This window comes from Nocardioides humi, assembly GCF_006494775.1.
Classification (GTDB): Bacteria; Actinomycetota; Actinomycetes; order Propionibacteriales; family Nocardioidaceae; genus Nocardioides; species Nocardioides humi.
The window spans coordinates 5674028-5699672 of record NZ_CP041146.1 but is presented as its reverse complement, the minus strand read 5'-3'; the positions used below and the strand labels follow the sequence as shown (position 1 = coordinate 5699672).

Sequence of the window (25645 nt, the reverse complement as noted above, 5' to 3'; positions counted from 1 at the left end):
GGGACATGAACTACATCCCCGACCGGATCACGAAGGTCGAGGGCCACAGCCAGGACCCGTACGACGGCGGCGAGCTCGACGTGCCGACCTGGCCCGTGGAGCCCGGCCGGTACCGGCTGGTCGCGGCCCGGGCCTGCCCCTGGGCGAACCGGGCGATCATCGTGCGGACCCTGCTCGGCCTCGAGGATGTCGTCTCGCTGGGGCTGACCGGGCCGACCCACGACGTACGGAGCTGGACCTTCGACCTCGACCCCGGCGGCGTGGACCCGGTGCTCGGCTACGAGCGTCTCCAGCAGGCCTACTTCGCGCGCTTCCCCGACTATCCGCGCGGGATCACCGTGCCCGCGATGGTCGACGTGCCGACCAGGGCGGTGGTGACCAACGACTTCCCGTGGATCACCCACGACCTCTTCTTCGAGTGGCGCGACCACCACCGGCCCGACGCACCGGACCTGTGGCCCGACGACTGCCGCGAGGAGATGGAGGAGGTGATGAGGCGGGTCTTCACCGAGGTCAACAACGGCGTGTACCGGTGCGGGTTCGCCGGCTCGCAGGAGGCCTACGACGCGGCGTACGACCGGCTCTGGACCGCGCTGGACTGGCTCGAGGAGCGACTCGCCGACCGGCGCTACCTGATGGGCGAGGCGATCACCGAGGCCGATGTGCGGCTGTTCACGACCCTGGTGCGCTTCGACCCCGTCTACCACGGGCACTTCAAGTGCAATCGCAACAAGCTGAGCGAGATGCCGGTGCTGTGGGCCTACGCGCGCGACCTGTTCCAGACGCCCGGGTTCGGCGAGACGATCGACTTCGAGCAGATCAAGCGGCACTACTACGTCGTGCACGAGGACATCAACCCGACCGGGATCGTGCCGAAGGGGCCCGACCTCGCCGGCTGGCACGCGCCCCACGGACGGGAGCGGCTGGCGCGGTCGCGTTGAGCCGCGACGTCCCGGAGAGGATCGCGGTCTCCTGATCGATCGATGTCGAGGACCGCAAACCGGCTCGTGGTGGGGCCTCCGACGGGTTCGCGACCACGGTCGACCGGATCGAGCTGCGTCCGGGCGGCGCTCTGGGCCACACGATGACCGCGACCGGGGTTGCCGGGGTCACCGGGGTTGCCGGGGTCACCGGGGTTGCCGGGGTTGCCGGGGTCACCGGGGTTGCCGGGGTCACCGGGGTCACCGGGGTCACCGGGTCGCCGAGCCGGACCGGCCGGGCCACGTCTCGTGGGTCGACTTCGTACCCGGCGTCGACCCGTACGACCACCTGCGTCCCACCTGTCACAGGGGATGGGCATCTCATGCGCTTGTCAGGCGTTGCAACCCCTGACAAGCGCATGAATCCCCGGACATCCGGGGATTCATGCAACAGCCGCGCGCGCCTCAGCTAGAGGCCTCTCGGGTCGACCTCGTTGAAGAGCTGGTCGCCGCCGCCGAGCAGGTCGAGCATCGGCTCGACCTTGGGCAGCTCGTGGGTGAGGAAGTAGCGTCCGGCGGCGCGCTTGCCGTCGTGGAACGAGCCCTCGCGGCCGTGGGCGGCGACGAGCTGGTCGAGCCAGAGCCAGGCGACGACGATGTGGCCGGCGGCCTCGAGGCCGGTGGTGGCGTTGACGAGCGCGATCTCGGGGTCGCCGGACTCCCAAGCTGCGGCGACGGCCGTGGCGAGCCGGCCGGCGGCGGCGTCCACCCGGTCGGCGTACGACGCGAGCACGGTGTCACCCGTCGCCCGGGCCCGCTCGGCGGTCTCCCGGACGGTGTCGAGCAGGACCTGCAGGCCGGTGCCCCGGGCCTGGACCAGCTTGCGGCCGAGCAGGTCGAGGGCCTGGATGCCGTGGGTGCCCTCGTGGATCGGGTTGAGCCGGTTGTCGCGGTAGAGCTGCTCGACGCCGTACTCGCGGGTGTAGCCGTAGCCGCCGTGCACCTGGATCGCGAGGTCGTTCGCGGCCAGGCACCACTGGGAGGGCCAGCTCTTCACGATCGGGGTGAGGACGTCGAGCAGTGCGCCGGCGCGCTCCCGGGCCGCCTCGTCGGGGTGGGTGTGCTGGTCGTCGAGCAGCAGCGCGGCCCGCAGCACGAGGGCGAGCCCGCCCTCGACGTACGACTTCGCGGCGAGCAGCATGCGGCGGACGTCGGCGTGCTCGACGATCGGGACCGGCGGCGCGGCCGGGTCCTTGGCGCCGAGCGGGCGGCCCTGCACCCGCTCGCGCGCGTAGGACAGCGCGCGCAGGTAGCCGGTGTAGCCCAGCGCGGCCGCGCCGGCACCGACCCCGATCCGCGCCTCGTTCATCATGTGGAACATCACGGCCAGGCCCCGGCCCTCCTCGCCGACCAGCTCCCCCACCGCGCCCGGCACACCGCCGGGGCGGTGGGCGCCCTCGCCGAAGTTGAGGACCGTGTTGACCGTGCCGCGGAAGCCCATCTTGTGGTTGAGGCCGGCCAGGACGACGTCGTTCCGCTCGCCGCGGGCGCCGGAGGCGTCCACGACGTACTTCGGGGTCGCGAACAGCGACAGCCCCTTCACCCCGGCCGGCCCGCCCTCCACCCGCGCCAGGACGAGGTGGACGATGTTCTCCCCCAGCTCGTGGTCGCCGCCCGAGATCCACATCTTGTTGCCGAACAGCCGGAAGCTGCCGTCCTCCTGGCGCACCGCCCGGGTCGCGACGTCGGCCAGCGACGACCCGGCCTGCGGCTCGGAGAGGCACATCGTGCCGAACCAGCGGCCCTCCAGCATCGGCGGCACGAGCCGGCCGACCTGCTCGGGCGTGGCGTGCGCGAGCAGCAGGTTGGCGTTGGCCATGGTGAGCATCGGGTAGCCCGACGTGGCGACGTTGGCCGCCTGGAACCAGGCGAAGCAGGCCTGCTGCACCACGCGCGGCAGCTGCCCGCCGCCGATCGACTCGTCCATGGCCGCGGACACCAGCCCCGCCTCGGCGAACGCGCGCACCGCCGCGCCCACCTCCGGGATGATCGTGACCGTCTCCCCGTCGAACCGCGGCTCCCGGGCGTCGCTGAGCGCGTTGTGCGGCGCGAAGTGGGCGGCGGCGAGCTCGGCCGAGAGGTCGAGGACGGCGTCGAAGGTGTCCCGGCTGTGCTCGGCGTACCGCTCCCGCGCGGTCAGCGCCTCGACGCCGAGCCACTCGTAGAGCAGGAACTCCAGGTCACGGCGCGCCAGCAGCAGGTCGGGGCTCATGACCCCAGCGTGCCTCACCCCGCAGGTGGTACGACGGCGGGCATCCCCGCCAGCGGAGCGCCGGCCACGGCCACCACACCCACCATCCGGGCCGACGAGCCGAGCAGGGTCGCGCCGTGGTCGGTGCGCAGGGCCGAACGCCCGAACCGGACCTCGAGGACGCCGATCCTCAGCCGGCCTCCCTCCCGCACCAGCGCCACTTCCCCGCGGCGCGGGCGGCGGTCGGTCGCCACCAGCAGCTCGGTGCCGGCCGGCCAGCCGTGGGAGCCGAGAGCGTCGTTGCGGAGCCGGATCCGCAGCCGCTCCGGCTCCCCCACCGGCCGGTCCCCCGGGGACCGGTCCCGCGCCGGGCGCTCACGGGCCTCCGGCGGCCGGTCGGGCGGGGGTGGGGGCAGGTCGAGCGGCAGGCACTCCTGGCCCTCGACCGCCCGCCGCACCGAACGCATGTTCGAAAGGGTAGCGCCTCGAGGTCACGCATGGACACCCGGCGACCGGCCCGAGCGGTCGTGTCGCCGGGCGAAGACGAATCTCGCCTGCACGACATAGCTGGTCGCCACCAGCAGCACCTCGGTGACCAGCTTGGCGGCGAGCAGGGGCAGGCCGAGCCCGTACAGCCCGGCCAGCACCAGGTAGTTCGCCGCCAGCAGGAGCACGGCCAGCGCCGCATAGCGCCGGGCGGCCCGGTGCCACGGCGTGGCCGCTCCGCCGAAGACCAGGCGCCGGTTGACCGCGAAGTTCACGCTCGCGCTGAGCAGCCGGGCGCCGACCACCGCGACGAGGAGCGAGCCGAGCAGGGAGTGCAGCACGAGCAGCGCGACGGTGTCGATCGCGAAGGCCGACAGCGAGCTCGCCACGAACAGCAGCAGCGGCGCGTAGATCCGCACCGAGTCCGCGACCGGCCGGAAGTGCGAGGACTCGTTGCCGTCGAGGTAGATCGTGGCGATCGGCACGGTCCGCAGTACGACGCCGTGGCGGGCGGCGTGCAGCAGCATCACGAGCTCGTACTCGTAGCGGTCGCCGCGCAGCGTCAGCAGCCAGGGCAGCAGGGTCGCCGGGAACGCGCGCAGCCCGGTCTGGGTGTCGTGCAGCCGGCGGCCGCTGGCGGCGCGGAAGAGCAGCCGGGTCGCGGTGTTGCCGATCCGGCTGCGCAGCGGCACGCCCTCGTCGAGCGCCCGCACCCCCAGCACCAGGTGCGGCGGCGCGTCCACCCGGGTGTCCACCGCGTCCAGCACCCGCAGGATGTCGGCCACGGCGTGCTGGCCGTCGGCGTCCGCGGTGACGACCGGCCCGGCCGCGCGGACGTCGTCCAGGTGGCGGATACCGGCGCGCAGCGCGAAGCCCTTGCCGTGGTTGGCGTCCAGGTGGAGCACGTGGGCGCCGGCGGTCCGCGCGGCGGAGAAGACCGGGGCGTACGACGGGCCGCTGCCGTCGTCGACGACGAGCACCTCGACGGCGGGGCGGGCCCGGAGCAGGCCGGTCACGACGCCGATCAGCTCGGCGGAGGGCTGGTAGGCGGGGATCAGCACGTGCACCGCGATCAGCCCCGGATGTAGAGGATGTCGGAGACACCCCGCTCGCCGCCGTTGCCGGGCTCGTTGACGACCTCGCCCTGGAACCACATCGTCGAGGAGCCGCCGCCGTCGAGGTTGTACGCCGTCCGCGCGCCGAGGCCGACCATGATCGCGGCGAGCCCGGGGAGGGTGACGCCGCGGCTGTAGCCGGTCTCGCGCCCGTCGACGACCACGACGACCAGGTGGTTGGTGTCGACGACGCCGATCGCGGTCCGGGGCTGGTCGCCCTGGATGGAGTGGTTGCCGAAGTTGGTGTCGACCTCCACCTCGTCGATGCCCTCGACCACCTGCCCGCCGGCGACCAGCGCGGGCCCGAAGGACAAGGTGTTCCACACGCCGTCGGCGAGCAGCTCCTCGGCGGTGGTGGCGGTCTCGTCGTACAGCTCGACCCGGCCGTCGGCGTAGAGCGCGAGGCCCTCGCGGGCGCCGTCGGAGCGGTAGACGGTGCCGTTGCGGATCTCGATGCCGGAGTCGCGGAAGCCGTAGTAGTCGCCGTTGACGGCGAACACCGCGCCGTTGTCGGCGGCGATGTCGGAGGTCTTCTCGATGATGTTCTCCCCGAACTGGTTGTTGGCGAACGCCGAGCGGAGCACCGTCGCATCGGTCAGCACGAGGTCGGCGACGAAGTAGGTCACCGTGCCGCGCCCGCTGCCCGTGCTGACCTTCGTGACGGTGACCGTGGTGCCGTCCGCACTCCACGACGTGCCGGTCGCGACCGCGTCCGCCGTGTCGAGCGTCGTGCCGCTGCTGCCGGACGCCGCCTCGTAGGCGGCCGCGTCGCTCACCTCGACGTGGTCGAGGACGTACTCGTCGAGCGCCCAGGCGCCCGCGCTGCCCGCGACGGCGGCGGCCAGGCCGCCGATGAGGAAGGAGCGCCGGGCGATCGTGCGTGTGTCCATGCCCCGACGGTGACCGGCGGCGCTGTCCGGTCCCTGTGCCCGCGATGCGGGCCGGATGTGAGACGCGCGCCTTCCTTATTGGTAACCAATGTGTTACTAATAAGCCATGGACCCGTTCGAGGCGATCGCCGACCCGGTGCGCCGGAGCCTGCTGCGGCGGCTCGCGGACGGGCCGGCGCGCGTGGTCGACCTCGCGGCCGAGCACCCGATCAGCCGGCCGGCCGTCAGCAAGCACCTGCGCGTGCTCGCCGAGGCCGGCCTCGTCACGGCCGAGGACCACGGCCGGGAGCGGCACTACCGGCTGCTCCACGCCGGCCTCGCCCCGGTCCGGTCCTGGGTCGACGGTCTCGCCGCGTCCGGGCCGCCGATCCCGGCGTCCGCCCTCGACGGCCTCGACCTCGAGGTCCGCCGTACCGGCCGTGAGCGCCGCGCCACCCACATCCCACCCACCGAGGAGACCGCATGAACACGCCCACCCCCACGCCCACCGGCCGCCGCCGCGACCACGACGGCGAGACCTATGTCGAGCTGGTCCGCACCTTCCACGCCCCGATCGAGGACGTGTGGGCCGCGGTGACCGAGTCCGACCGGCTGGCCCGCTGGATCGGCACCTGGACCGGCGATCCCGCCGAGGGCCGGGTCCGCTTCCAGATGACCTTCGAGGGCGATGAGATGCCGGGCGAGGCGTTCCAGATCGACGAGTGCGTGCCGCCGCACCTGCTCCGGATCACGACCTCGATGCCGTACGACGGCGAGAAACCCGAGCACTGGCTGCTGCGGATCGACCTCAGCGAGACCGACGGGGTCACGACGCTGACCTTCGCGCAGAACGTCCCCGACCCGGCGATGGCCGAGGGCGTCGGGCCGGGCTGGGACTACTACCTCGACCGGATGGTCGCCGCCGAGACCGGCGCGGACCCGGCGGCGATCGACTTCGACGACTACCACCCGGCCTTCGCGGACCACTACCGGAAGGCCTTCGGCTGACCATTAGGGTCGAGGGGATCGCCATGCATCCCGTCCCGGACCGCCCCCGCAGGCTGCTGCTCGCCGTCGACGCGCCGTCGCTGCTGCACCGCAACCACCACGCGCGCGCCCACACCCGGCACCGCGACCGGGGCGGCCGGCCGGCGTGGGCGCTGCACGGGATGCTGCGCCAGATCATCGAGTCGATCGACTCCTTCGCGCCGGACGCGGTGATCTTCGGGCTCGACGACCGGACCGCCTCGGTACGACGCGACGCCTATCCCGACTACAAGGCCGGCCGGGCCGAGAAGGACCCGGAGCTGGTCGACCAGCTGGACCGGGCCGGCGCCCTCCTCGACGCGCTCGGCCTGGCGACGCTGACCCCGCCCGGACTGGAGGCCGACGACGTCAACGCGTCCGCGGCCACCTGGGCCGGGGCGAACGGCTGGGACTGCGTGATCATCACCTCCGACCGCGACTCCTTCGCCCACATCAGCGAGCACACCCGGGTGCTGCGGCTGATCGACGGCGGCATCAACGGCTCGCCGCTGCTGACGCCCGCCCGGCTCCGCTCGATGTACGGCGTCCCGGCCGAGCGCTATCTCGAGTTCGCCGCCGTGCGGGGCGACGCCAGCGACAACCTGCCCGGCGTGCCGGGGATCGGTGAGAAGACCGCCGCCTACCTGCTCTCCCACATCGGCTCGATGCGGGAGATCTGGGCCGACATCGAGTACGACGAGGGCCGCTCGGTCGTCGCCGCGCTGGACGCCTGGGCGGCGGAGACCGGCGCTCGCCGTACCGGCGCCACGGTGCTCAGGCGGCTCTCTGCGCCGGGCGCCCGCGAGACCTACGAGTTCAACCTGCGGCTGATGTCGGGCCGCACCGACCTCGACCTCGGGCTGACCCCCGACGTGCCGGGCACGCCCGGCCTGCTGCCGCTCGACATCGAGCGCGTCGCGCGGGTGGTGGGCCACCTCGACATGGAGGCGACCACCGCGCTGGCGCTGCGGGTGCTCACCGGCGACCCGGCGTCGGTCCCCCGGGCCTGATGCTCCACACGGGCAGGCCGGCGGTGACGTCCCAGCCGCCCCCGACCCGGCGCCCGGTCAGCTCCTCCCACCGGAGCTGGACCCACACCTCGTCCTCGCGGCGCACCCAGCGCGGCGGCCCGGCGGTGCGGTGCTCGGCCGTGGTGCGCTCCTCGTCCGGCACCAGCTCGCCGTGCCCGCGCGCGACGACCGACCAGCCGTGGCCGCGCTCGTGGTCGACGTGGTCGATCTCCAGGACCAGCTGCGCCCCGTCGGCGTACCGGTCGAGGAGCGTGCCGGGCGAGGTGCGCACCCACACGGCGTCGTCGTGGGCGGTGTAGTTGACCGGCAGGACCTCGATCCGGCCGTCGGCGACCAGGGCCAGGCGGCCGAACACCGCGGCCCGGAGCAGGCGCTCGCACTCGGTGACGTCGAGCTCGACGAGGATGGACACGGCCGCTCACCCCGCCCGGACGGCGGTCACGCCCGGCGTGGCCACGACGGCATCGAGGACGGCCTCGCGCGAGGTCCCGTCGGGGACCGCGAGCCCGGTGAGCTGGACGACCCCGTTGCGGACCTGCACCCGGCAGGCGGACACCCGGGCCCGGGCGAGGACGTCGGCGACGTCCTGCTCCAGGGTCTCGTCGTCGCGGGCGAGCGCCCGCACGACGTCGCTGCGGCTGACGACGCCGACCACATGGTCGGCCGCGTCGACCACGGGCAGGCTCTTCACGACCGTCCGAGCGAAGATCCGCCGCAGGTCGGCGAGACCGGCCTCGGGGTGCACCAGGGCGACCACGCCGCCCATCGCGTCCGCGACCGGACCGGTCAGGTCCTCCCGGGCGATCACGTCGGCCTCGCTGATCACCCCCACCACCCGGGACCGGTCGTCCACGACCGGCAGCGCCGTGACGCCGTGCTCGGCCAGCAGCCGGGCGGCGGCCGCGAGCGGTACGCCTGCCCGCACCGTGACCGGCCGACGGCTCATGATCTCCTTCACCAGCACCGCACTCACCCCACTCCCACCGCGGCGGAGGGCTCCGCCGCGTCGAACCGCTCCGCCGGGCACCCCTCCGCCAGCAGCGCCGCACGGCCCGCCTCGAGCCGGGCGATCGGGACCCGGAAGGGCGAGCACGACAGATAGTCCACGCCCAGCCGGGCGAGGAACCCGATCGACGCCGGGTCGCCGGCGTGCTCGCCGCAGACCCCGATGGGCACGGCGTCGCGAGCCCCGCGGGCCCCGTCGACCGCGACCGCGAGCAGACGGCCCACGCCGTCCTCGTCGATCGAGGCGAACGGCGAGGTCCGCAGCAGGCCGGTCTCGAGGTAGCGCGGCAGGAACGAGCGCTCGGCGTCGTCCCGCGACAGGCCCCAGGTCAGCTGGGTCAGGTCGTTGGTGCCGAAGGACAGGAAGTCGGCGTGGGTGACGATCCGGGCCGCGGTGACGGCGGCGCGCGGCGTCTCGACCATGGCGCCGAGGCGGTACGGCACCCGTCCGCGGCGGGCCGCGACCTGGTCGGCCGCCTCCCCCACCGACCGGGCCACCTCGGCGATCTCCTCCGCCGAGCTCACCATCGGCACCATCAGCTCCAGGTCGAACGGGCGTCCCCTCTCCCGGAGGTCCGCGGCGGCCTCGAAGGCGGCCACCGCCTGCGCCACGACCAGCTCGGGCCGCACGATCGACAGGCGCACGCCGCGCAGGCCGGTCATCGGGTTCTGCTCGTGATGCCGGCGCACGGCCGCCGTCCGCTCCTCGAGCGCCCGGTCCGGCCGGCCCCGCTCGCGGGCGAGCGCGGAGCAGACGGACAGCTCGGTCAGGTCGGGCAGGAACTCGTGCAGCGGCGCGTCCAGCAGCCGGATCGTCACCGGCCGCCCCCCGGCGGCGTCGAGCACCCCGGCGAAGCTCTCCCGCTGGAGCCGGGTGAGCCCGCGCAGCGCCTCGGCCCGCTCGGCGTCGCTGCCGAGCAGGACGCGCTCGACGTAGGTCCGCCGCTCGCCGAGGAACATGTGCTCGGTACGGCACAGCCCGACGCCCTCGGCGCCGAAGCGCACCGCCCGCGCCACGTCGGGTGCGGTCTCGGCGTTGGCCCGTACGCCGAGCCGGCGGGTCCGGTCGGCGTGGGCGAGCAGCCGGGCGACGGCGGCGACGAGCGGAGAGGCGACCACCTCCCCCTCGAGCCAGCGGGTCACCTCGGAGGGCACCGTGCGATGGCGCCCGCGGTAGACCCGCCCGGTGCCGCCGTCCACCGAGACGACGTCGCCCTCCGCGAACAGCCGCTCGCCGGCCAGGGCGACCTGCCGGGTCGCGAGGTCGATCTCGAGACCGTCCACGCCGCACACCGCCGGCAGGCCCATGCCGCGAGCCACGACGGCGGCGTGCGACGTGCGGCCGCCCCGAGCGGTGACGACGGCGCACGCCGCCACCATGCCCGGGAGGTCGTCGGCGCGGGTCTCGGGCCGCACCAGCACGACGTCCTCGCCGCGCGCGGCCAGCGCGACGGCCGTCGCGGAGTCCAGGACGACCCGGCCGACGGCGGCGCCCGGCGAGGCGGCGAGCCCCGCCGCGATCTCGGATCCCGCCGAGCCCGCGTCGAGCTGCGGGAACATCAGCTGCGTGAGCTGCTCGCCGGTGACGCGGACGAGCGCCTCGTCCTCGGTGATCATCCCCTCCTCGACGAGGTCGGCCGCGATCCGGAAGGCCGCGGCGGGGCTGCGCTTGCCGACCCGGACCTGGAGGATCCAGAGCCGGCCGTCCTCGACCGTGAACTCGATGTCGCACAGGTCGCGGTAGTGCCGCTCGAGGGTGCCCATGACCGACCGCAGCCTCCGGTACGACGCCAGGTCGAGCTCCCGCAGGCGCGCGAGCGGCACGGCGGTGCGGGCACCGGAGACCACGTCCTCGCCCTGGGCGTCCGAGAGGTACTCCCCGTAGTCGCCGAGGTCGCCGGTCGCCGGGTCGCGGGTGAACGCGACGCCGGTGCCCGATCGCGGGCCGCGGTTGCCGAACACCATGGCCTGGACGTTGACCGCGGTGCCGAGGTCGTCGGCGATGCCGAACCGGCGGCGGTAGAGGCGGGCACGATCGCCGTTCCAGGACGCGAAGACGGCGTCGATCGCGAGATCGAGCTGCTCGCGCGGGTCCTGCGGCAGCGTCCGCCCGGCGATTTCCTCGCAGAGCGCGTTGCCGCGCTCCACGACGACGCGGAGCCCGGCCGCGTCCAGTGCCGCGGCATCGGCGGCGCCGTGCTCGGCGACGACGTCGGCCAGCACCCCGGCGAAGCGCTCGGCGGGGACGCCGAGCACGGTCTCGCCGAACATCTGCACGAGCCGCCGGTAGCAGTCCCAGGCGAACCGCTCGTTCCCGGTCGACCGGGCCAGCCCGGCCACGGTCTCGTCGTTCAGCCCGACGTCCAGGACGGTGTCCATCATCCCCGGCATCGAGATCGCCGCCCCGGAGCGCACCGCCAGCAGCAGCGGCCGCTCGGGGTCGCCGAGCCGGCGCCCGGTCTCGTCCTCGACCAGCGCCAGGTGGCGGTCGATGTCACCGGCCAGGCCCGCCGGCCGCACGCCCTGCGCGAGCACCTGGCGGCACGCGGCCGTCGTGACGGTGAAGCCCGGCGGGACCGGCAGGCCGAGCTGCACCATCCGGGCGAGCTCGGCGCCCTTGCCGCCGAGCCGGTCGCGGTCCGGCGTACCCGGCGTGCCGAAGGAGTACACGTAGCTGGTCACACCTCGATCGTCGTCCGGCCCGGAGCCGCCCTGCAGGGCCGAAGGTCCCGACACACCGGGGCCCTCGCCCCTCCGCCGCCGGCCGCTCCGCGGAGCACGCTGGTGAGGAGACCCACCACACGGGGAGGAAACCATGAGGGCAGCCGTCGTCCACGACTTCACCGAGGCGCTGAGCATCGAGGATCGCGCCGTGCCCGATCCCGGTCCCGGGCAGGTCCTGGTCCGGATCGAGGCCAGCGGCCTGTGCCACACCGACATCCACGCCGCCCACGGCGACTGGCCGGTGAAGCCGGCGCCACCGTTCGTGCCGGGTCACGAGGGCGTGGGCACCGTCGAGGCGCTGGGGCCCGGCGTCGCCGGCCGGTCGGTCGGCGAGCGGGTCGCGCTGCCCTGGCTCGGACACGCCTGCGGCCGCTGCGACCACTGCGTCAGCGGCTGGGAGACCCTCTGCGAGCAGCAGCGGAACACCGGCTACTCGATCGACGGCTGCTTCGCGGAGTACGCCGTCGCGGACGCGGCCTATGTCGTGCCCGTGCCCGACGCCGTGAGCAGCCTCGACGCGGCGCCGCTCACCTGCGCCGGGGTCACCACCTACAAGGCCGTCAAGGTCGCCCGCGTGACGCCGGGCGAGCGCGTCGCCGTCTTCGGGATCGGCGGCCTCGGGCACCTGGCGGTGCAGTACGCCCGCCTGGTCGGCGGGGTGGTCATCGCCGTGGACGTCGAGGAGGCCAAGCTCGACCTCGCCCGCGAGCTGGGCGCCGACCACGTCGTCGACGCGAGCCGGCAGGACCCGGTCGCGGCGATCGAGGCGCTGGGCGGCGCCGACGTCGCGGTCGTGCTGGCCGTGATCCCGCGGGTCTTCGAGCAGGCGCTGGCGGCGCTGCGCCGCGGCGGCCGGCTGGTCTGCGTGGGCCTCCCGCCCGAGCAGGACGGGCCGATGGCGCTGCCGATCTTCCCCACCGTCCTCAAGGGCATCTCGGTGATCGGCTCGATCGTCGGGACCCGCCAGGACCTCGCCGAGGTCTTCGACCTGCACGCCCGCGGACGCACCCGCGTCGTCGCGGAGACCCGCAAGCTGGACGACGTCAACGCCGCGATCGACGACGTCCTCGCCGGCCGGACCACCGCCCGCATCGTCCTCGAGCCCTGAGCCTGCGCCATGATGGCTCGGTGACCGAAGACGCCCCAGCCACCGGCCTGACCGAGCTGCTCGCGCGGCGCTTCCTCACCACCGACGAGGCCCGCGCCGAGAAGGTCGCCCGCTGGCACGAGCGCGGCCGTCGTACCGCACGGGAGAACATCGCGGACCTGGTCGACGCGGGCTCCTTCGTGGAGTACGGCCGGTTCGTCACCGCCGCGCAGGAGCAGCGCCGGCCGCTGGCGGAGCTGGTCGTCGAGGCGCCGGCGGACGGGATCGTCGGCGGCACCGCGACCATCGACGGCCGGCCGTGCGCGGTGCTGTCGTACGACTACCTGGTCATGGCCGGGACGCAGGGCATGCGCGGGCACCGCAAGTCCGACCGGCTGATCGAGCTGGTCCGGCGGATGGGGCTGCCGACCGTCTTCTTCACCGAGGGCGGGGGCGGACGGCCCGGCGACACCGACCTGCCGCTCGTCTCCGCGCTCGACGTCGGCTCGTTCGCCCTGTGGGGCGAGCTGGAGGGCGTGGTGCCGCGGATCGCGGTGGTGTCGGGTCGCTGCTTCGCCGGCAACGCCGTGCTGGCCGGGTGCGCCGACCTGCGGGTGGCGACACCGGACGCGAACCTCGGGATGGCCGGCCCCGCGATGATCGCCGGCGGCGGGCTCGGGCAGTTCGCCGCCGAGGAGATCGGCCCGGTCGCCGAGCAGGCCGCCAACGGGGTGATCGACGTCGTGGTCGAGGACGAGGAGGAGGCCGTCGCCGTCGTACGACGGCTGCTGGGCTACCTGGCCGGACCGGTCCCCGGCGGCGCGGCGGCGGACCCCGCCGCGCTGCGCACCCTGCTGCCCGCCAACGACCGCGAGGCGTTCGACGTGCGCCCGGTCGTGGAGGCGCTCGCCGACGCCGACAGCGTCACCTGGCTGCGCGAGGCGTGGGCGCCCGAGCTCGTGACGGCCTTCGCCCGGATCGAGGGCCTGCCTCTCGGCGTCGTCGCCAACCAGTCCACCCACCTGGCCGGCGCGCTGACGGCGGACGCCTCGGCCAAGGCCGCCGACTTCCTCGGGCTGTGCGAGCGGTGGGGGCTGCCGGTGGTCTCCCTCGTGGACACGCCGGGCTTCATGGTCGGCCCCGACGCCGAGCGGACCGGCCTGGTCCGGCAGGCCGCGCGGATGGTCAACGCCGGCGCCCGACTCAGCGTGCCGCTCGTCGGCGTCGTGCTGCGCCGCGGCTACGGCCTGGGCGCGCAGGCCATGCTCGGCGGCAGCACCCACCGCCCGCTGCTCACCGTCGCCTGGCCGGACGCGCACCTCGGGCCGATGGGCCTGGAGGGCGCGGTGCGGCTGGCGATGGCCCGCGAGCTGGCCGCGCTGCCCGAGGACGAGCGCGAGGACACGGTCGCCCGGCACACCGCGGAGCTCCGCACCCACGCGAGCGCGCTCAACGCCGCCCGGGTCTTCGAGATCGACGATGTCGTCGACCCGGCCGAGACCCGCGGCGTGGTCGCGGCCACGCTGCGGGCCGCCGGCTGAGTCAGCGCGGGACGGACCAGATCAGGGTGGTGCCGCCGTCGGGGACGGACACGACGGCCAGGCTGCCGCCGCGCTGCTCGGCGCGGACCCGGATGTTGGCCAGGCCGCTCTCGGTCACCGCGCCGGCCATGCCGCGACCGTTGTCGCGGACCGTCAGCACGATGTCGTCGCCGGCCTCGACCACGACCTCGACGGCGCTCGCCCCCGCGTGGCGGCTGGCGTTGGAGAGCCCCTCGGCCAGCACGGCGAGGAGGTCGGGGGCGAGGTCGTCGGGGATCAGGGTCCGGACCGGTCCCTCGAAGCGCAGCGAGGGGCGGAACTTGAGCGTCGCGGCGGCCCGGTCGACGAGCCGGGTGACCTCGGCCTGGACGTCGCCGGCGGTGTCCAGCGAGCTGAGCCCGAAGATCGCGCGGCGGATGTCCTTGATGGTGGCGTCGAGGTCGTCGACGGCCTGCTCGATGCGGGCGGCGACCTCCGGGCGGTCGATCTGCCGGGTCGCGCCCTGCAGGCCGAGCCCGACGGCGAAGAGGCGCTGGATGACCAGGTCGTGGAGGTCGCGGCCGATCCGGTCGCGGTCCTCGAAGACCGCGAGCCGGCGCTGGTCCTCCCGGGCCTCCGCCAGCTGCAGCGACAGGGTGGCCTGCTCGGCGTACGCCTTGACCAGACTGTCGTCGAGGGCGTGGTAGCTGTCCTCGTGCTCCGGCGACCAGGCCAGACAGAGCATGCCGTCGACGCCTGCCGACGGCGCGAAGGGCACCCGGAGGACCGGGCCGTCCTCGCCGGCCGTCTCCGGTCCGGCGGCGGGGCCGATCTGGACCCACGCAGTGTCGGCCGCGGCGAGCTCCCGGGCCTGGTCCGCCAGCCGGGCCACCACGTCGTCGGCCGGGTCGGGGTCGGCCAGCAGCTGCGCCAGCGCGGCGGTGGCGCGGGCCCACGTCTCCCGGGCGGCGGTCTGCTCGTAGAGACGGGCGTTCTCGATGGCCACGCCCGCCGCGGCGGCGAGCGCGACCACGATCTCCTCGTCGTCGGCCGTGAAGTCGACGCCGCCGGCCTTCTCGGTCAGATAGAGGTTGCCGAACACCTGGTCGCGGATCCGCACGGGCACGCCGAGGAACGAGCTCATCGGCGGGTGGTGCGGCGGGAAGCCGTACGACTCGGGGTGCTCCGCGATCTCGTGGAGCCGCAGCGGCTCGGGCCGGTCGATGATCAGCCCCAGCAGGCCGTGGCCGGTCGGCAGGTCGCCGATCTCGGCGGCGACCTCGTCGGAGATCCCGTGGTGGACGAAGGTCCGCAGGCGGCGCCGGCGACCGGCGCTCAGCACGCCGAGCGCGGCGTACCGGGCGTCGACCAGGCGGCTGGCGATCGCGACGATCCGCGAGAGCACGCCGTCGAGGCTGAGGTCGGCCGAGATGGTGACGACGGCGTCCAGCAGCAGCTGCAGGCGCGCCTGCTGGTCGAGGGCGCCGTGCATCCGGTCGCGGACGGCGCGGACCAGCTCCTCGAACTCCACCTCGTCGAGGTTCACGCGCGTCACGCTAGTGGTGCGGAGGGGCGGGCACAAAGACCCCGGGCGCTCAGGACTTCCCGCACCTCCCGCGACGGGCCCTCCGGCGGAGGATGGGAGCGTCCCCGAAGCAAGGAGGTGGTCCCGGTGGCGCAGCCCGAGATCCAGCCCGGGAGGCTGGTCGTGCTCTCCGACGAGGAGTGCTGGGACCTCCTCCGCTCCCGTCCGGTCGGCCGGCTCGCGTGGTCCGGTGGCGAGGGCGTGTCCGTCGTGCCGGTCAACTTCGCCGTCGAGGGCGACGCCGTGCTGCTGCGCACGACGCCGTACTCCGCGATGGCGCGCGACTGCGCCGACCGCGAGGTCGCCTTCGAGGTCGACCAGATCGACGAGGAGGGGCACGGCGGCTGGAGCGTCCTGGTCCGCGGCCGCTGCGAGCGCGAGCGCCGCGCCTCCGACGGCCCGACGCCCTGGGCGACCGGCCCACGCGTCCTCGGCCTGCGGATCGCGGTGGAGTCGCTGACCGGGCGGCGCGTCGTCAGCCGCCCGGACGCGGAGCGTTGACGTTCTTGACCGCGTAGATCGCGGCCTGGGTGCGGCTGGACATGCCGAGCTTGGCCAGCAGCGAGGAGACGTAGTTCTTGACGGTCTTCTCGGCGAGGTGGAGCTCGCGGGCGATCTGCCGGTTGGTCAGGCCCTGCCCGATCAGGTCGAGGATCCGGCCCTCCTGCTCGGTCAGCGACTCCAGCTCCTTGTTGACCGGCGGGCCGGAGCGGATCCGGTCCAGCACCTGCGCGGTCACGGACGGGTCGAGGGTCGACTGCCCGGCGGCCACCCGGCGCACGATGTCGAGCAGGTCGTTGCCCCGCACCTGCTTGAGGACGTAGCCGGCGGCGCCGGCCATGATCGCGGAGAAGAGGGCGTCGTCATCGTCGTACGACGTGAGGATCAGCGCCTTGATGGTGGGGTCCTGCGACCGCACGTCGCGGCACACGTCGATGCCGGACCCGTCGGGCAGCCGCCCGTCGAGGATCGCCACGTCGGGACGCAGCGCCGGGATCCGCCGGGTCGCCTCGGCCGCCGACTCCGACTCGCCGACCACGACGATGTCGCCCTCGCTCTCGAGCAGGTCGCGGATCCCGCGCCGGATCATCTCGTGGTCGTCGAGGAGGTAGACGCGGATCTGCTGGCCGGCCTCGGCCGTCGCTTCGTCGCTCACCCGGACCACGGTAGCCGGGATCGCGGGCGCGCAGGAGGGGTCCACGCGTCCTATCGACTCGGGACCTTCGACCCTCGCACCGGGCAGGCCGGGCGTGGACCGTGGTGAGGAAGGCCGAGGGAGGACCCGTCATGAGCAGTCGCACCACGCAGAGGAGCAGGACGTACGCCGAGCCGGCGCCGCCCGCGGTCCTCGAGCGCCTGGTGTCCCTGGCCTGCCTGGCGCCGAGCGTGCACAACACCCAGCCCTGGCTGTGGCGGCACGCCGACGGCGCGCTCGAGCTCAGCGCCGACCTGCGCCGGCAGCTGCCCGCCGAGGACCCGCGCGGGCGCAATCTCACCCTCAGCTGCGGCGCGGCGCTGCACCACCTGCAGTTCGCGGCGCGGGCGCTGGGCTGGGACACCACCGTGGAGCGCCTGCCCCTGGGCGCGCCGGAGACGGTGCTCGCCCGGGTCCTGGTGCACCGCACCGCCCGGCAGGCCGTCGCCCGCGGTGACATCGACCTGCTCCGGACCCGGTGCACCGACCGGCGCCGGTTCACGGCATGGCCGGTCCCCGCGGACCGCCTGACCGAGCTGTGCCACGGCGCCGTCCGTTGGGGGGCGCGCGCCGAGGCGGTGACCAGCGACGCCGGCCGGTTCCGCCTGGAGCTGCTCGCGAACCAGGCCCTGACCTCCCTCGAGATCGACGGCCGGCGGCTGCTGGAGCAGGACCGGTGGATCGACCGGGACGGCCCGGACGGGATCCCGCTGGAGCTGCTGCCCGACGACCCCGACCCGCTGCAGGCCCGCTCCCGGTTCCGGCCCGGGCTGCTCGAGGACACCCGGCTGGTCATCCACGGCGGCGACCGGGTGATCGCCCTCGGCGGCGGGTACGACGACGTCGCGGGCTGGCTGCGCACCGGCGAGGCGATGAGCGACCTGTGGCTCGAGGCCACCCGGGCCGGGATGTCGGTCGTGCCGATGAGCCAGCCGGTCGAGGTGGAGAGCACCCGCCAGGAGATCACCCGCAGCGTCCTCGGCGGCCGGTTCGAGCTCCATCTGCTGCTGCGGGTGGGCTGGCAGGCGATCGGCCGGAGCGGCCTGCCGCGCACGCCGCGCCGCCCCCTCGCCGAGGTCTTCCGGCGCTGACGTCCCGCTGGCGCGGCGGGGGCCGAAGGTCCCGTCGCGGCGGGCAATCCGGCCGTGGGACGCGGCCCGGGGCGCTCCCTAGCGTGGACGCGTCAGCACCCCCGCCGTCTGCCAGGAGCACCCGTGGACCCGACCGACATCGCGCGGTGGCAGTTCGCCATCACGACCGTCTACCACTTCCTGTTCGTCCCCATCACGATCGGCCTCTCGGCGATCATCGCCGGCTACGAGATCACCTGGCTGCGCACCCGGGACGAGCGCTGGCTGCGGCTGACCCGGTTCTTCGGCAAGCTCTTCCTCATCAACTTCGCCATCGGCGTCGTCACCGGGATCGTGCAGGAGTTCCAGTTCGGCATGAACTGGAGCGACTACTCCCGCTTCGTCGGCGACGTCTTCGGAGCGCCGCTCGCCGTGGAGGGCCTGCTCGCGTTCTTCCTCGAGTCGACCTTCCTGGGCCTGTGGATCTTCGGCTGGGACCGGCTGAGTCCGCGGCTGCACGCGGCGTGCATGGTGCTCGTCCACGTCGGGACGCTGTTCTCGGCGTACTTCATCCTCGCCGCGAACTCCTGGATGCAGCACCCCGTCGGCTACGCCTTCAACCCCGACACCGGTCGGGCGGAGATGAACGACTTCGCCGCGGTGCTGTTCAACAAGGTGCAGCTGGTGACCTTCCCGCACGTCGTGCTGTCGGCGTACATGACCGGCGCGGCCTTCGTCGTCGGCGTCGCGCTGTGGCACCTGCACCGCGCCCGGAGGAGCGAGGACCGCGACCTGTACCGCCCCGCCGTGCGCACCGGCGCCTGGATCGTCCTGGTCGCGGCGCTCGGCGTCGTCGTCAGCGGCGACGTGCAGGGCAAGATCATGACCGAGGTCCAGCCGATGAAGATGGCCGCGGCCGAGGGCCTCTACGAGACCGAGTCGCCCGCCGACTTCTCGGTCTTCCAGCTCGGCACCCTCGACGGGCAGCACGAGACGTTCTCGATCAAGATCCCCGGCCTGCTCTCCTTCCTCGCCACCGGGACGACGGACGGCGAGGTGCAGGGCATCGACGACCTGCGCGAGAAGTACCGCGAGACCTACGGCAGCGACCCCGGCGCGGCGTACTACTCCCCCGGCGACTACACGCCGGTGATCCCGCTGACCTACTGGACGTTCCGGCTGATGATGGGCCTCGGCATGGTCGCCGCGGCCATCGCGGCGTGGGTGCTGTGGGCCACCCGGCGCGGCCGCGCCCCACGGGCCGGGCGGTGCTCGCCGCCGCGGTGGTGCTGCCCTTCCTGCCGCTGCTCGCCAACTCGTTCGGCTGGATCTTCACCGAGATGGGCCGCCAGCCGTGGGCCGTGTTCGGCCTGATGACCACCCACCACTCGGTCTCCCCCGGGCTCACGACCGGCGAGGCCTGGACCTCGCTGATCGCGCTCACGGCCGTCTACGGCGTGCTCGCCGTCGTCGAGGTGCGGCTGCTGCTGACCTGGATCCGCAAGGGCGCCGAGGAGCTGCCACCCGACGCACCGACCGACCCGGACCGAACGGGCGAGGACCGTCCCCTCGCCTTCGCCTACTGAGACCGGAGACCGCGTCATGGAGCTCACCACCGTCTGGTTCGTCCTCATCGCCGTCCTGTGGATCGGCTACTTCACCCTCGAGGGCTTCGACTTCGGCGTCGGCATGCTGCTGCCCGTCCTGGCCCGCGACGACACCGAGCGCCGGGTCATGATCAACACGATCGGCCCGGTCTGGGACGGCAACGAGGTCTGGCTGCTGGTCGCCGGCGGCGCGACCTTCGCCGCCTTCCCGGAGTGGTACGCCACGTTGTTCAGCGGGTTCTACCTGCCGTTGCTGCTCATCCTGCTGGCGCTGATCGTCCGGGGGCTCGCCTTCGAGTACCGCGCCAAGCGGGACGACCAACGCTGGAAGGGACGCTGGGACCTGGCGATCATCGTGGGATCGTTCGTCCCGTCGCTGCTGTGGGGAGTGGCGTTCGCGAACATCCTGCGCGGGGTGCCGATCGACGCCGACCTGGAGTACGTCGGCGGCTTCGTCGACCTGCTCAACCCCTACGCCCTGCTCGGCGGCCTCACCACGCTGGCGCTGTTCGTCACCCACGGCGCGCTGTTCGTGGCGCTCAAGACCGACGGGGAGATCCGGCACCGGGCGCGGCGGCTGGCCGTCCCGTCGGTGGCGGTGACCGCCGTGCTGGCGGTGGCCTTCCTCGGCTGGACCCAGCAGCAGACGGGGACGGCCGCGTCCGCCGTGGCCTTCGTGGTCGCCGCGGCCAGCCTGGTCGGCGCGGGTCTCGCGGCCCGCGCCGGCCGGGAGGGCTGGGCCTTCCTCGGCACCTTCGTCACGATCGCGCTGGCCGTGGCGGGGCTGTTCCTGGCCCTGTTCCCGGACGTCATGCCGAGCACCCTGGCCGGCGGGGAGAGCCTGACGACGACGAACGCCGCCGCGACGGCGTACACGCTGCGGATCATGACGGTCACCGCGGTGATCTTCACGCCCCTCGTGCTGGCCTACCAGGGCTGGACCTACTGGGTGTTCCGCAAGCGGATCGCCACCCACCACATCCCGCCGGCCGCGGCGCCCGCGGAGACGGCCGGCGCGGCATGAGGAGCATGAGGCCCTCGGACCCGCGGCTGCGGGCCCTGCTCGCGCCGGCCCGGACGGGCCTGGCCGGCGTCGTCGCCGCGGGCGTCGCCGGGGGCCTCGTGGTCATCGCCCAGGCGTGGGTGGTGACCGGCCTCGTCGTCGCGGTGCTGCGCGGTCACGACCTGACCGGCTGGGCGCTGGCCGTCGTGGCCGTGCTGGCGCTGCGCGGGCTCACCGGCGCCGCCGCCGACCTGTGCGCCGCCCGGGCGGCGGCGGTGGTCGGGACGGTGCTGCGCCACCGCCTGGTCCGGGCGTACGTCGACCGGGCGGGCGCCGCGGCCGGGTCGGACGGGTCCGGATCGGGCGAGGAGGCGGTGCTGGCCACCCGGGGCGTGGCCGCCGTCGAGCCCTATGTCACGCGGTACCTCCCCGCACTCGTGGTCGCGGCCGTGCTGCCGCCGCTGACCGTGGTGGCGATCGCCACCCAGGACCTGCTCAGCGCGGTCATCGTGCTCGCGACCCTGCCCCTGATCCCGGTCTTCGGCGCCCTGGTCGGGCTCGCCACCCGGGACCGCGCCGAGGAGCAGTGGCGCGCGATGGCCTCGCTGTCGGGCCACTTCCTCGACGTGGTCCGCGGCCTGCCGACGCTGGTCGCGCACCGGCGCGCCCGGGCGCAGTCCGCGCGCATCGCCGAGGTCACCGACCGCTACCGGCGGGCGTCGCTGCGCACGCTCCGGATCGCGTTCGCCTCCTCGGCCGTGCTGGAGCTGGTCGCGACGCTGTCGGTGGCGCTGGTCGCGGTGACCGTCGGGGTCCGGCTGGCGGGCGGCGGGCTGGGCCTGCACACCGCGCTCGTCGTGCTGCTCCTCGCGCCCGAGGCGTACTGGCCGCTGCGCCGGGTCGGCGCGGAGTTCCACGCCGCCGCCGAGGGGGCGGCGACCTTCGCGGCCGCCCACGACCTGCTCGCCCGCGACGCCGGGCCAGCCGTGGACCGTGCCGCACCGGCCGGTGCGCCGCTCGTGCTGGACGGCGTCACCGTCACCTGGCCCGGCCGGACCGCCGCGGCGGTCCGGGACGTGTCGGCCCTGCTGCCCGCGCACGGTGTCACCGCGCTGACCGGCCCGTCCGGCTGCGGCAAGTCGACCCTGCTCGCCGCCATCGCCGGTCTGGTCCCCCTCGACACGGGGACGATCGCGGCCGGCGGCGAGGCCGTCGGCGGTCCCTCCTGGCAGGCCCAGGTGGCCTGGCTGCCGCAGCAGCCGCGGTTCGTCGCGGGCGACGTCGCGGACAACCTCCGCCTCGCCCGGCCGGACGCGACCGAGGACGAGCTGTGGCGGGCGCTGCGCGAGGTCGCGCTCGAGGAGCGGGTCCGTGCCCTGCCCCAGGGGCTGTCCACCGCGCTCGGCGAGGACGGGGCGACGCTCTCGGCCGGCGAGCGGGCCCGCCTGGCGCTGGCCCGGGTGGTTCTCGCCGACCGCCCGTGGGTGCTCCTCGACGAGCCCACCGCGCACCTCGACGATCTCACCGAGCAGGTCATCGCCGACACCATCGCCGCGCTCGGCCGCCGCGGCGGGGTCGTGGTCGTCGCGCACCGGCCGCGCCTGGTCGACCTGGCGGACCGGCGGGTCGAGCTGCCGGCGCCCGCCGTCGTACCGGTGCCGGCGGGGCGGACCCTCGCCTCCTCCCCCGCGGCGGTGCCGGTGCCGGAGTCCCGGCCCACCGCGCCCGGGTCCGAGCGCCGCGCCCTGGCCGGCGCCGCCGTGCTGGGCGCCCTCGCCTCCGCGTCCGGGGTCGCGCTGACCGCCACCGCCGGCTGGCTGATCGTGCAGGCCTCCACCCGTCCCGCGGTGCTGACGCTCCTCGTGGCGGTCGTGGGCGTGCGCGCCTTCGGCCTGGCGCGGCCGGTGCTGCGGTACGTCGAGCGGCTCCGGTCGCACGACGCCGCGCTGCGGCTGCTGGCCCGCCGCCGGGTCGAGGTGTACGACGCCCTGGTGCCGCTCGTGCCGGCCCGGCTCGGCCGCCGGCGCGGCGATGTGCTCAGCACGGTCGTCGACGACGTCGACAGCGTGGTGGACCGGCAACTGCGGGTGCGGATGCCGCTGGTGCAGCTGGGCGTGGTCACGCTGCTCGTCACCGCCGTCACCGCGGTGCTGCACCCGCCCGTCGTCCCGGTGGTCGTCGCGGCGACCGCGCTCGGCGGGGCCGCGTTCCTGCTCGCCCGGCACGGCGCCCGCGCGGCCGAGGGTCGGCTCGTGGGCCTGCGTGCGGAGCTGTCGGAGACGGTCGTCGAGGCGGTCCAGGTCGCCGAGGAGCTGCGGATGTGGCAGCGCGCCCTGCCCACCGCGGACCGGGTGGCCGCGACCAGCGCCCGGATGGGTGCGGTCTCCCGGACCGCTGCCGGCTGGCTGGCCGCCGCGCGGGCGGTGGTGCTCGTCGGCACCGGCGTCGCGCTGGCCGCGACGGCGGCGCTCACCGCCGGCGCAATGGCCGACGGCCACCTCTCCGGACCGGTGATGGCGCTCGTCGTCCTGCTCCCCCTCGCCCTCGCCGACGTCACGCTCCCCTGCGCCGACGCCGGGATCCTCGCGGCCCGCACCGCCGCGGCGGACGACCGGCTGCGGGCGCTCGAGCGCACCCCGCCGGCGGTCCGTGACTTCCCCAGCCGCACTGCACCTGACGGTCACGACGTGACGCTCGACCGGGTCACGGCCCGCTGGGACCTGCGCGCGCCTCTCATCCAGCCGGTCACTCTCGACCTGGCGCCGGGCGACCGGGTCGCCGTGTTGGGGCCGTCGGGCTCGGGCAAGAGCACCCTCGCCGCCGTCCTGCTCCGCTTCCTCGACCCCACCTCCGGCGACGCCCGGCTCGGTGGCGCGGCGCTGGAGCACCTCGCCCCCGACGACGTACGACGCGGGGTCGGCCTCGTCGACGACCACCCGCACGTCTTCGCCACCACAGTGGTCGAGAACGTCCGCCTGGCCCGCCCCGGCGCGAGCGACGCGGAGGTCGAGGACGCGCTGCGCCGCGCCCACCTCGGCCCCTGGCTGGACGGCCTGCCCCACGGCCTGGGCACCTGGCTCGGCGCGGGCCACGGCGGCGTCTCCGGCGGCGAGCGCGCCCGCCTCGGCGTGGCCCGGGCGCTGCTCGCCGACCAGCGGGTGCTGGTGCTCGACGAGCCCACCGCCCATCTCGACCACGCCACCGCCGTCGCGCTGGCTCATGAGGTGCTCGGCCACGACGTGTCGACGGCCGGCGGGCGCCGGTCCGTCCTGTGGATCACCCACGGCACGGCCGGGCTGGACCTGGTCGACCGAGAGGTGTCCCTGGGCGGGTGGCCCGATCGTCTAAGCCGGCTGCTCCAGGAACCTTCTGGAGGTTGAGGATCGGCCGCTGCCCGGCGCTTCGTGCAACCCCATTGCGGCCGATGGCGACGGTGCTGGTCCTCGAGGCTCAACAGGAGGACAGACTCCCCCGACGTCGTTGCTCGGATCGTCGCGCAGGCCGCGCTGGACACCCCTCCGTCGAAGACCTGGCCGGCACCCCACTGGTCCGTCTTCTGAAAACAACCAGGGCGACGCCACAAGCGGCGGACAAATCCGGTCACCGACGCACCCGAAGACCGGGCCTACGGGGCCACCCCGAACGTCCTTGCTCACCTGGCTCTGTGTGAGCAGAGCGGCGGTGTGGCGCCGACGTATTCGATCCCCGAGCACCTGGCTGGGATACCGCTGGCGCGTCTCTAGACAGTAACGACGGCGATACCACAAGCGGCAGGTAGAGGGGTCGTCACACTACCTGCCATCGCCTAGGATCGATTACTGCCCGGCGGAGCATGTTCAGCTGCCTGACTCTATTTGTGCTCGTTGTTCTGGCGACGATTTCTCCACATCAGGATTCGATCTACGACAGCGAGGACGATACTTGCGACGACCAACGGGAACAGTTTTGGGCCAGGGTCATCCGCCAGAATCAGGATGGCCAAACCCGCAGCCGCCAAGGCCAATTGAGTGATGAGCAAAAGGCGATCTGTCATATCTCGCATTTATAGGACCTCTGTCTCGGGATCTCTTTCCTGCAACTTTCAGCACTTTCGATAGGCCATGAGCAAGTCCGGGCGAGGTTGATCAGCGGGGAACGGAGTCACGTAGTTCGGGTTCGCCGAGGTGTTGACCACGGTCAGGTTCACGAACACCGCCGAAGCATCGGCCGGGATGCCACCCAGACCGGCGATCGGGACCGTCGTGGTCGAACCGGCCGCAAGCTTTGCCAGCGGTGGACCGAGCCTGGTCCGGCTGTCGACGATCCGCGCAGGCTCCAGCAACGGCACGTATCCGCCGCCCGCGGCCTGCCCGGCCGTGAAGTAGCCTTGGACGTCGACCAGCAGGTGCTCGGAGGTCCCGGTCTTCACGTCGAACTGACCGGTGGTACTGAGCGGGATGATCGCGGTGTTACCCGCCGTCCCGCCCGGACCACCGCCGTACACCAACGCCGTGAACGACGACGCCCCGCCGGTCGGACGGAAGTTCACCAACCCAGCCCCAGTCGTCGTCGGGGTGAGCACCGTCAAAGTGACCTGAATCGCAGAGACACCCGACGATGGGATCCCGACCTTGCCCAGCGGGGAGTAGGTACGCCACGCCGTCGACGCCCCCGTGTGCCCGCCCAAGCCGGACCGGGTATCAACCAGACGGCCCGTCGCCGGCACGAACAACCCACCCGTGCCCGCCGGCACCGCCGCGGCCGCGCTCGACGCACCCGCAGGCACCAGAACTGCGAGCACCGGCAGCATCGCCGCCACCAACGCCAACAGCAGCAGACGAACAACCTGCGGGAACAAAGCACGACCACCACTGCCAAGAGACATCACGAGCACCCACTCACGTCCCGGGCTCCCCCAGACGACTCCCGCGCCCGACCCGTGGGACCGGACGCTAGACCCGACACAGTCGGCCTGTCTCAGAATGGTGAAAGTCTCTCAAATCCGACCGAGGTGTCGCTCGGCAGGCGTCTCGATACGCTCGCTGGCGCTCGCTACTCGACGAACAACCGACGCTCGCCACTCGACGAACAGGACGGCCTGGGGGCCGAAGGTCCCGGCGGCTCCGGGGCGTCGGCCCGTGTCGCCCCGGAGCCGCCCGGGCGGAGGGTGGA

The 25645-nt window shown here is 74.0% G+C and carries 20 protein-coding genes and 1 pseudogene; 11 read left to right on the top strand and 10 right to left on the bottom strand.

The genetic code is table 11. The annotated features are described in order from the left end of the window. The first annotated feature begins 5 nt into the window (after window positions 1-5). On the top strand, window positions 6-941 hold the full coding sequence (locus FIV44_RS27485) for a glutathione S-transferase family protein (RefSeq protein WP_141008104.1): 936 nt from the start codon (window positions 6-8) through the stop codon (window positions 939-941). 448 nt (window positions 942-1389) lie between these two features. On the opposite strand, the gene FIV44_RS27475 is transcribed toward FIV44_RS27485, so the two are convergent. From FIV44_RS27475 to FIV44_RS27460, 4 genes are read right to left on the bottom strand one after another with little or no spacing between them, the layout of a single operon-like run. Continuing rightward, entirely contained in the window at window positions 1390-3192 is a 1803-nt protein-coding gene (locus FIV44_RS27475) for an acyl-CoA dehydrogenase (RefSeq protein ID WP_141007215.1), read from the bottom strand. A gap of 14 nt (window positions 3193-3206) precedes the next feature. Continuing rightward, window positions 3207-3638 carry a hypothetical protein gene (locus FIV44_RS27470; RefSeq protein ID WP_141007214.1) on the bottom strand — a complete coding sequence of 144 codons (432 nt, stop codon included), beginning with the start codon at window positions 3636-3638 and terminating at the stop codon, window positions 3207-3209. 24 nt (window positions 3639-3662) lie between these two features. Beyond that, window positions 3663-4718 carry a GtrA family protein gene (locus FIV44_RS27465; RefSeq protein WP_181410869.1) on the bottom strand — a complete coding sequence of 352 codons (1056 nt, stop codon included), beginning with the start codon at window positions 4716-4718 and terminating at the stop codon, window positions 3663-3665. Between the two features lie 11 nt (window positions 4719-4729). Beyond that, on the bottom strand, window positions 4730-5662 hold the full coding sequence (locus FIV44_RS27460) for a phosphodiester glycosidase family protein (protein ID WP_141007212.1): 933 nt from the start codon (window positions 5660-5662) through the stop codon (window positions 4730-4732). Window positions 5663-5768: 106 nt separating this feature from the next. Between FIV44_RS27460 and FIV44_RS27455 the strand changes: the two genes are divergently transcribed. Genes FIV44_RS27455 through FIV44_RS27445 form a run of 3 tightly spaced genes read left to right on the top strand, consistent with a single transcriptional unit; the run spans window position 5769 to window position 7677 of the window. Next, a complete protein-coding gene (locus FIV44_RS27455) occupies window positions 5769-6128 on the top strand; it encodes an ArsR/SmtB family transcription factor (protein WP_141007211.1) in 360 nt (119 codons plus the stop codon). Beyond that, window positions 6125-6649, top strand: coding sequence for an SRPBCC family protein (locus tag FIV44_RS27450; protein WP_141007210.1), 525 nt, complete (start codon window positions 6125-6127; stop codon window positions 6647-6649). Before FIV44_RS27455 ends, FIV44_RS27450 begins: the two co-directional genes overlap by 4 nt. A 23-nt stretch (window positions 6650-6672) precedes the next feature. Then, entirely contained in the window at window positions 6673-7677 is a 1005-nt protein-coding gene (locus FIV44_RS27445) for a 5'-3' exonuclease (protein ID WP_141007209.1), read from the top strand. On the opposite strand, the gene FIV44_RS27440 is transcribed toward FIV44_RS27445, so the two are convergent. The 3 genes from FIV44_RS27440 to ppdK are packed head-to-tail and all read right to left on the bottom strand — an operon-like array spanning window position 7643 to window position 11385. Further along, on the bottom strand, window positions 7643-8110 hold the full coding sequence (locus FIV44_RS27440) for a pyridoxamine 5'-phosphate oxidase family protein (RefSeq protein ID WP_141007208.1): 468 nt from the start codon (window positions 8108-8110) through the stop codon (window positions 7643-7645). The two genes, FIV44_RS27445 and FIV44_RS27440, sit on opposite strands and share 35 nt — an antisense overlap. A 6-nt stretch (window positions 8111-8116) precedes the next feature. Beyond that, window positions 8117-8644: a CBS domain-containing protein gene (locus FIV44_RS27435; protein WP_141007207.1), complete on the bottom strand. Its 528-nt coding sequence runs from the start codon at window positions 8642-8644 to the stop codon at window positions 8117-8119. A 23-nt stretch (window positions 8645-8667) separates the two neighbouring features. Beyond that, window positions 8668-11385 (bottom strand): pyruvate, phosphate dikinase, encoded by a 2718-nt coding sequence (gene ppdK, locus FIV44_RS27430; protein ID WP_246086652.1) that lies wholly within the window; start codon window positions 11383-11385, stop codon window positions 8668-8670. A 133-nt stretch (window positions 11386-11518) separates the two neighbouring features. Between ppdK and adhP the strand changes: the two genes are divergently transcribed. Both adhP and FIV44_RS27420 read left to right on the top strand, forming a co-directional pair. Next, window positions 11519-12535 (top strand): alcohol dehydrogenase AdhP, encoded by a 1017-nt coding sequence (adhP, locus tag FIV44_RS27425; protein WP_141007205.1) that lies wholly within the window; start codon window positions 11519-11521, stop codon window positions 12533-12535. Window positions 12536-12555: 20 nt separating this feature from the next. Continuing rightward, window positions 12556-14055 carry an acyl-CoA carboxylase subunit beta gene (locus FIV44_RS27420; RefSeq protein ID WP_141007204.1) on the top strand — a complete coding sequence of 500 codons (1500 nt, stop codon included), beginning with the start codon at window positions 12556-12558 and terminating at the stop codon, window positions 14053-14055. A gap of 1 nt (window position 14056) precedes the next feature. Here FIV44_RS27420 and FIV44_RS27415 read toward each other — a convergent pair whose 3' ends face one another. Next, entirely contained in the window at window positions 14057-15580 is a 1524-nt protein-coding gene (locus FIV44_RS27415) for a GAF domain-containing sensor histidine kinase (RefSeq protein ID WP_246086651.1), read from the bottom strand. A gap of 126 nt (window positions 15581-15706) precedes the next feature. Between FIV44_RS27415 and FIV44_RS30925 the strand changes: the two genes are divergently transcribed. After that, a complete protein-coding gene (locus FIV44_RS30925) occupies window positions 15707-16120 on the top strand; it encodes a pyridoxamine 5'-phosphate oxidase family protein (RefSeq protein WP_181410868.1) in 414 nt (137 codons plus the stop codon). Here FIV44_RS30925 and FIV44_RS27405 read toward each other — a convergent pair. Then, window positions 16095-16775, bottom strand: coding sequence for a response regulator (locus tag FIV44_RS27405; protein WP_141007201.1), 681 nt, complete (start codon window positions 16773-16775; stop codon window positions 16095-16097). The two genes, FIV44_RS30925 and FIV44_RS27405, sit on opposite strands and share 26 nt — an antisense overlap. A 131-nt stretch (window positions 16776-16906) precedes the next feature. Between FIV44_RS27405 and FIV44_RS27400 the strand changes: the two genes are divergently transcribed. The 4 genes and pseudogenes from FIV44_RS27400 to cydD all read left to right on the top strand — a co-directional run bounded on the left by FIV44_RS27400 (window position 16907) and on the right by cydD (window position 23874). After that, window positions 16907-17905 carry an Acg family FMN-binding oxidoreductase gene (locus tag FIV44_RS27400; RefSeq protein ID WP_141007200.1) on the top strand — a complete coding sequence of 333 codons (999 nt, stop codon included), beginning with the start codon at window positions 16907-16909 and terminating at the stop codon, window positions 17903-17905. Between the two features lie 123 nt (window positions 17906-18028). Next, window positions 18029-19470 (top strand): annotated as a pseudogene (locus FIV44_RS27395) (cytochrome ubiquinol oxidase subunit I). Between the two features lie 16 nt (window positions 19471-19486). Next, window positions 19487-20515, top strand: coding sequence for a cytochrome d ubiquinol oxidase subunit II (gene cydB, locus FIV44_RS27390; protein ID WP_141007199.1), 1029 nt, complete (start codon window positions 19487-19489; stop codon window positions 20513-20515). 5 nt (window positions 20516-20520) lie between these two features. Continuing rightward, window positions 20521-23874, top strand: a complete 3354-nt coding sequence (gene cydD / locus FIV44_RS27385) for a thiol reductant ABC exporter subunit CydD (protein ID WP_141007198.1) — start codon at window positions 20521-20523, stop codon at window positions 23872-23874. A gap of 701 nt (window positions 23875-24575) precedes the next feature. Here cydD and FIV44_RS27380 read toward each other — a convergent pair. After that, window positions 24576-25367, bottom strand: a complete 792-nt coding sequence (locus FIV44_RS27380) for a hypothetical protein (protein WP_141007197.1) — start codon at window positions 25365-25367, stop codon at window positions 24576-24578. Window positions 25368-25645 lie beyond the last annotated feature (278 nt).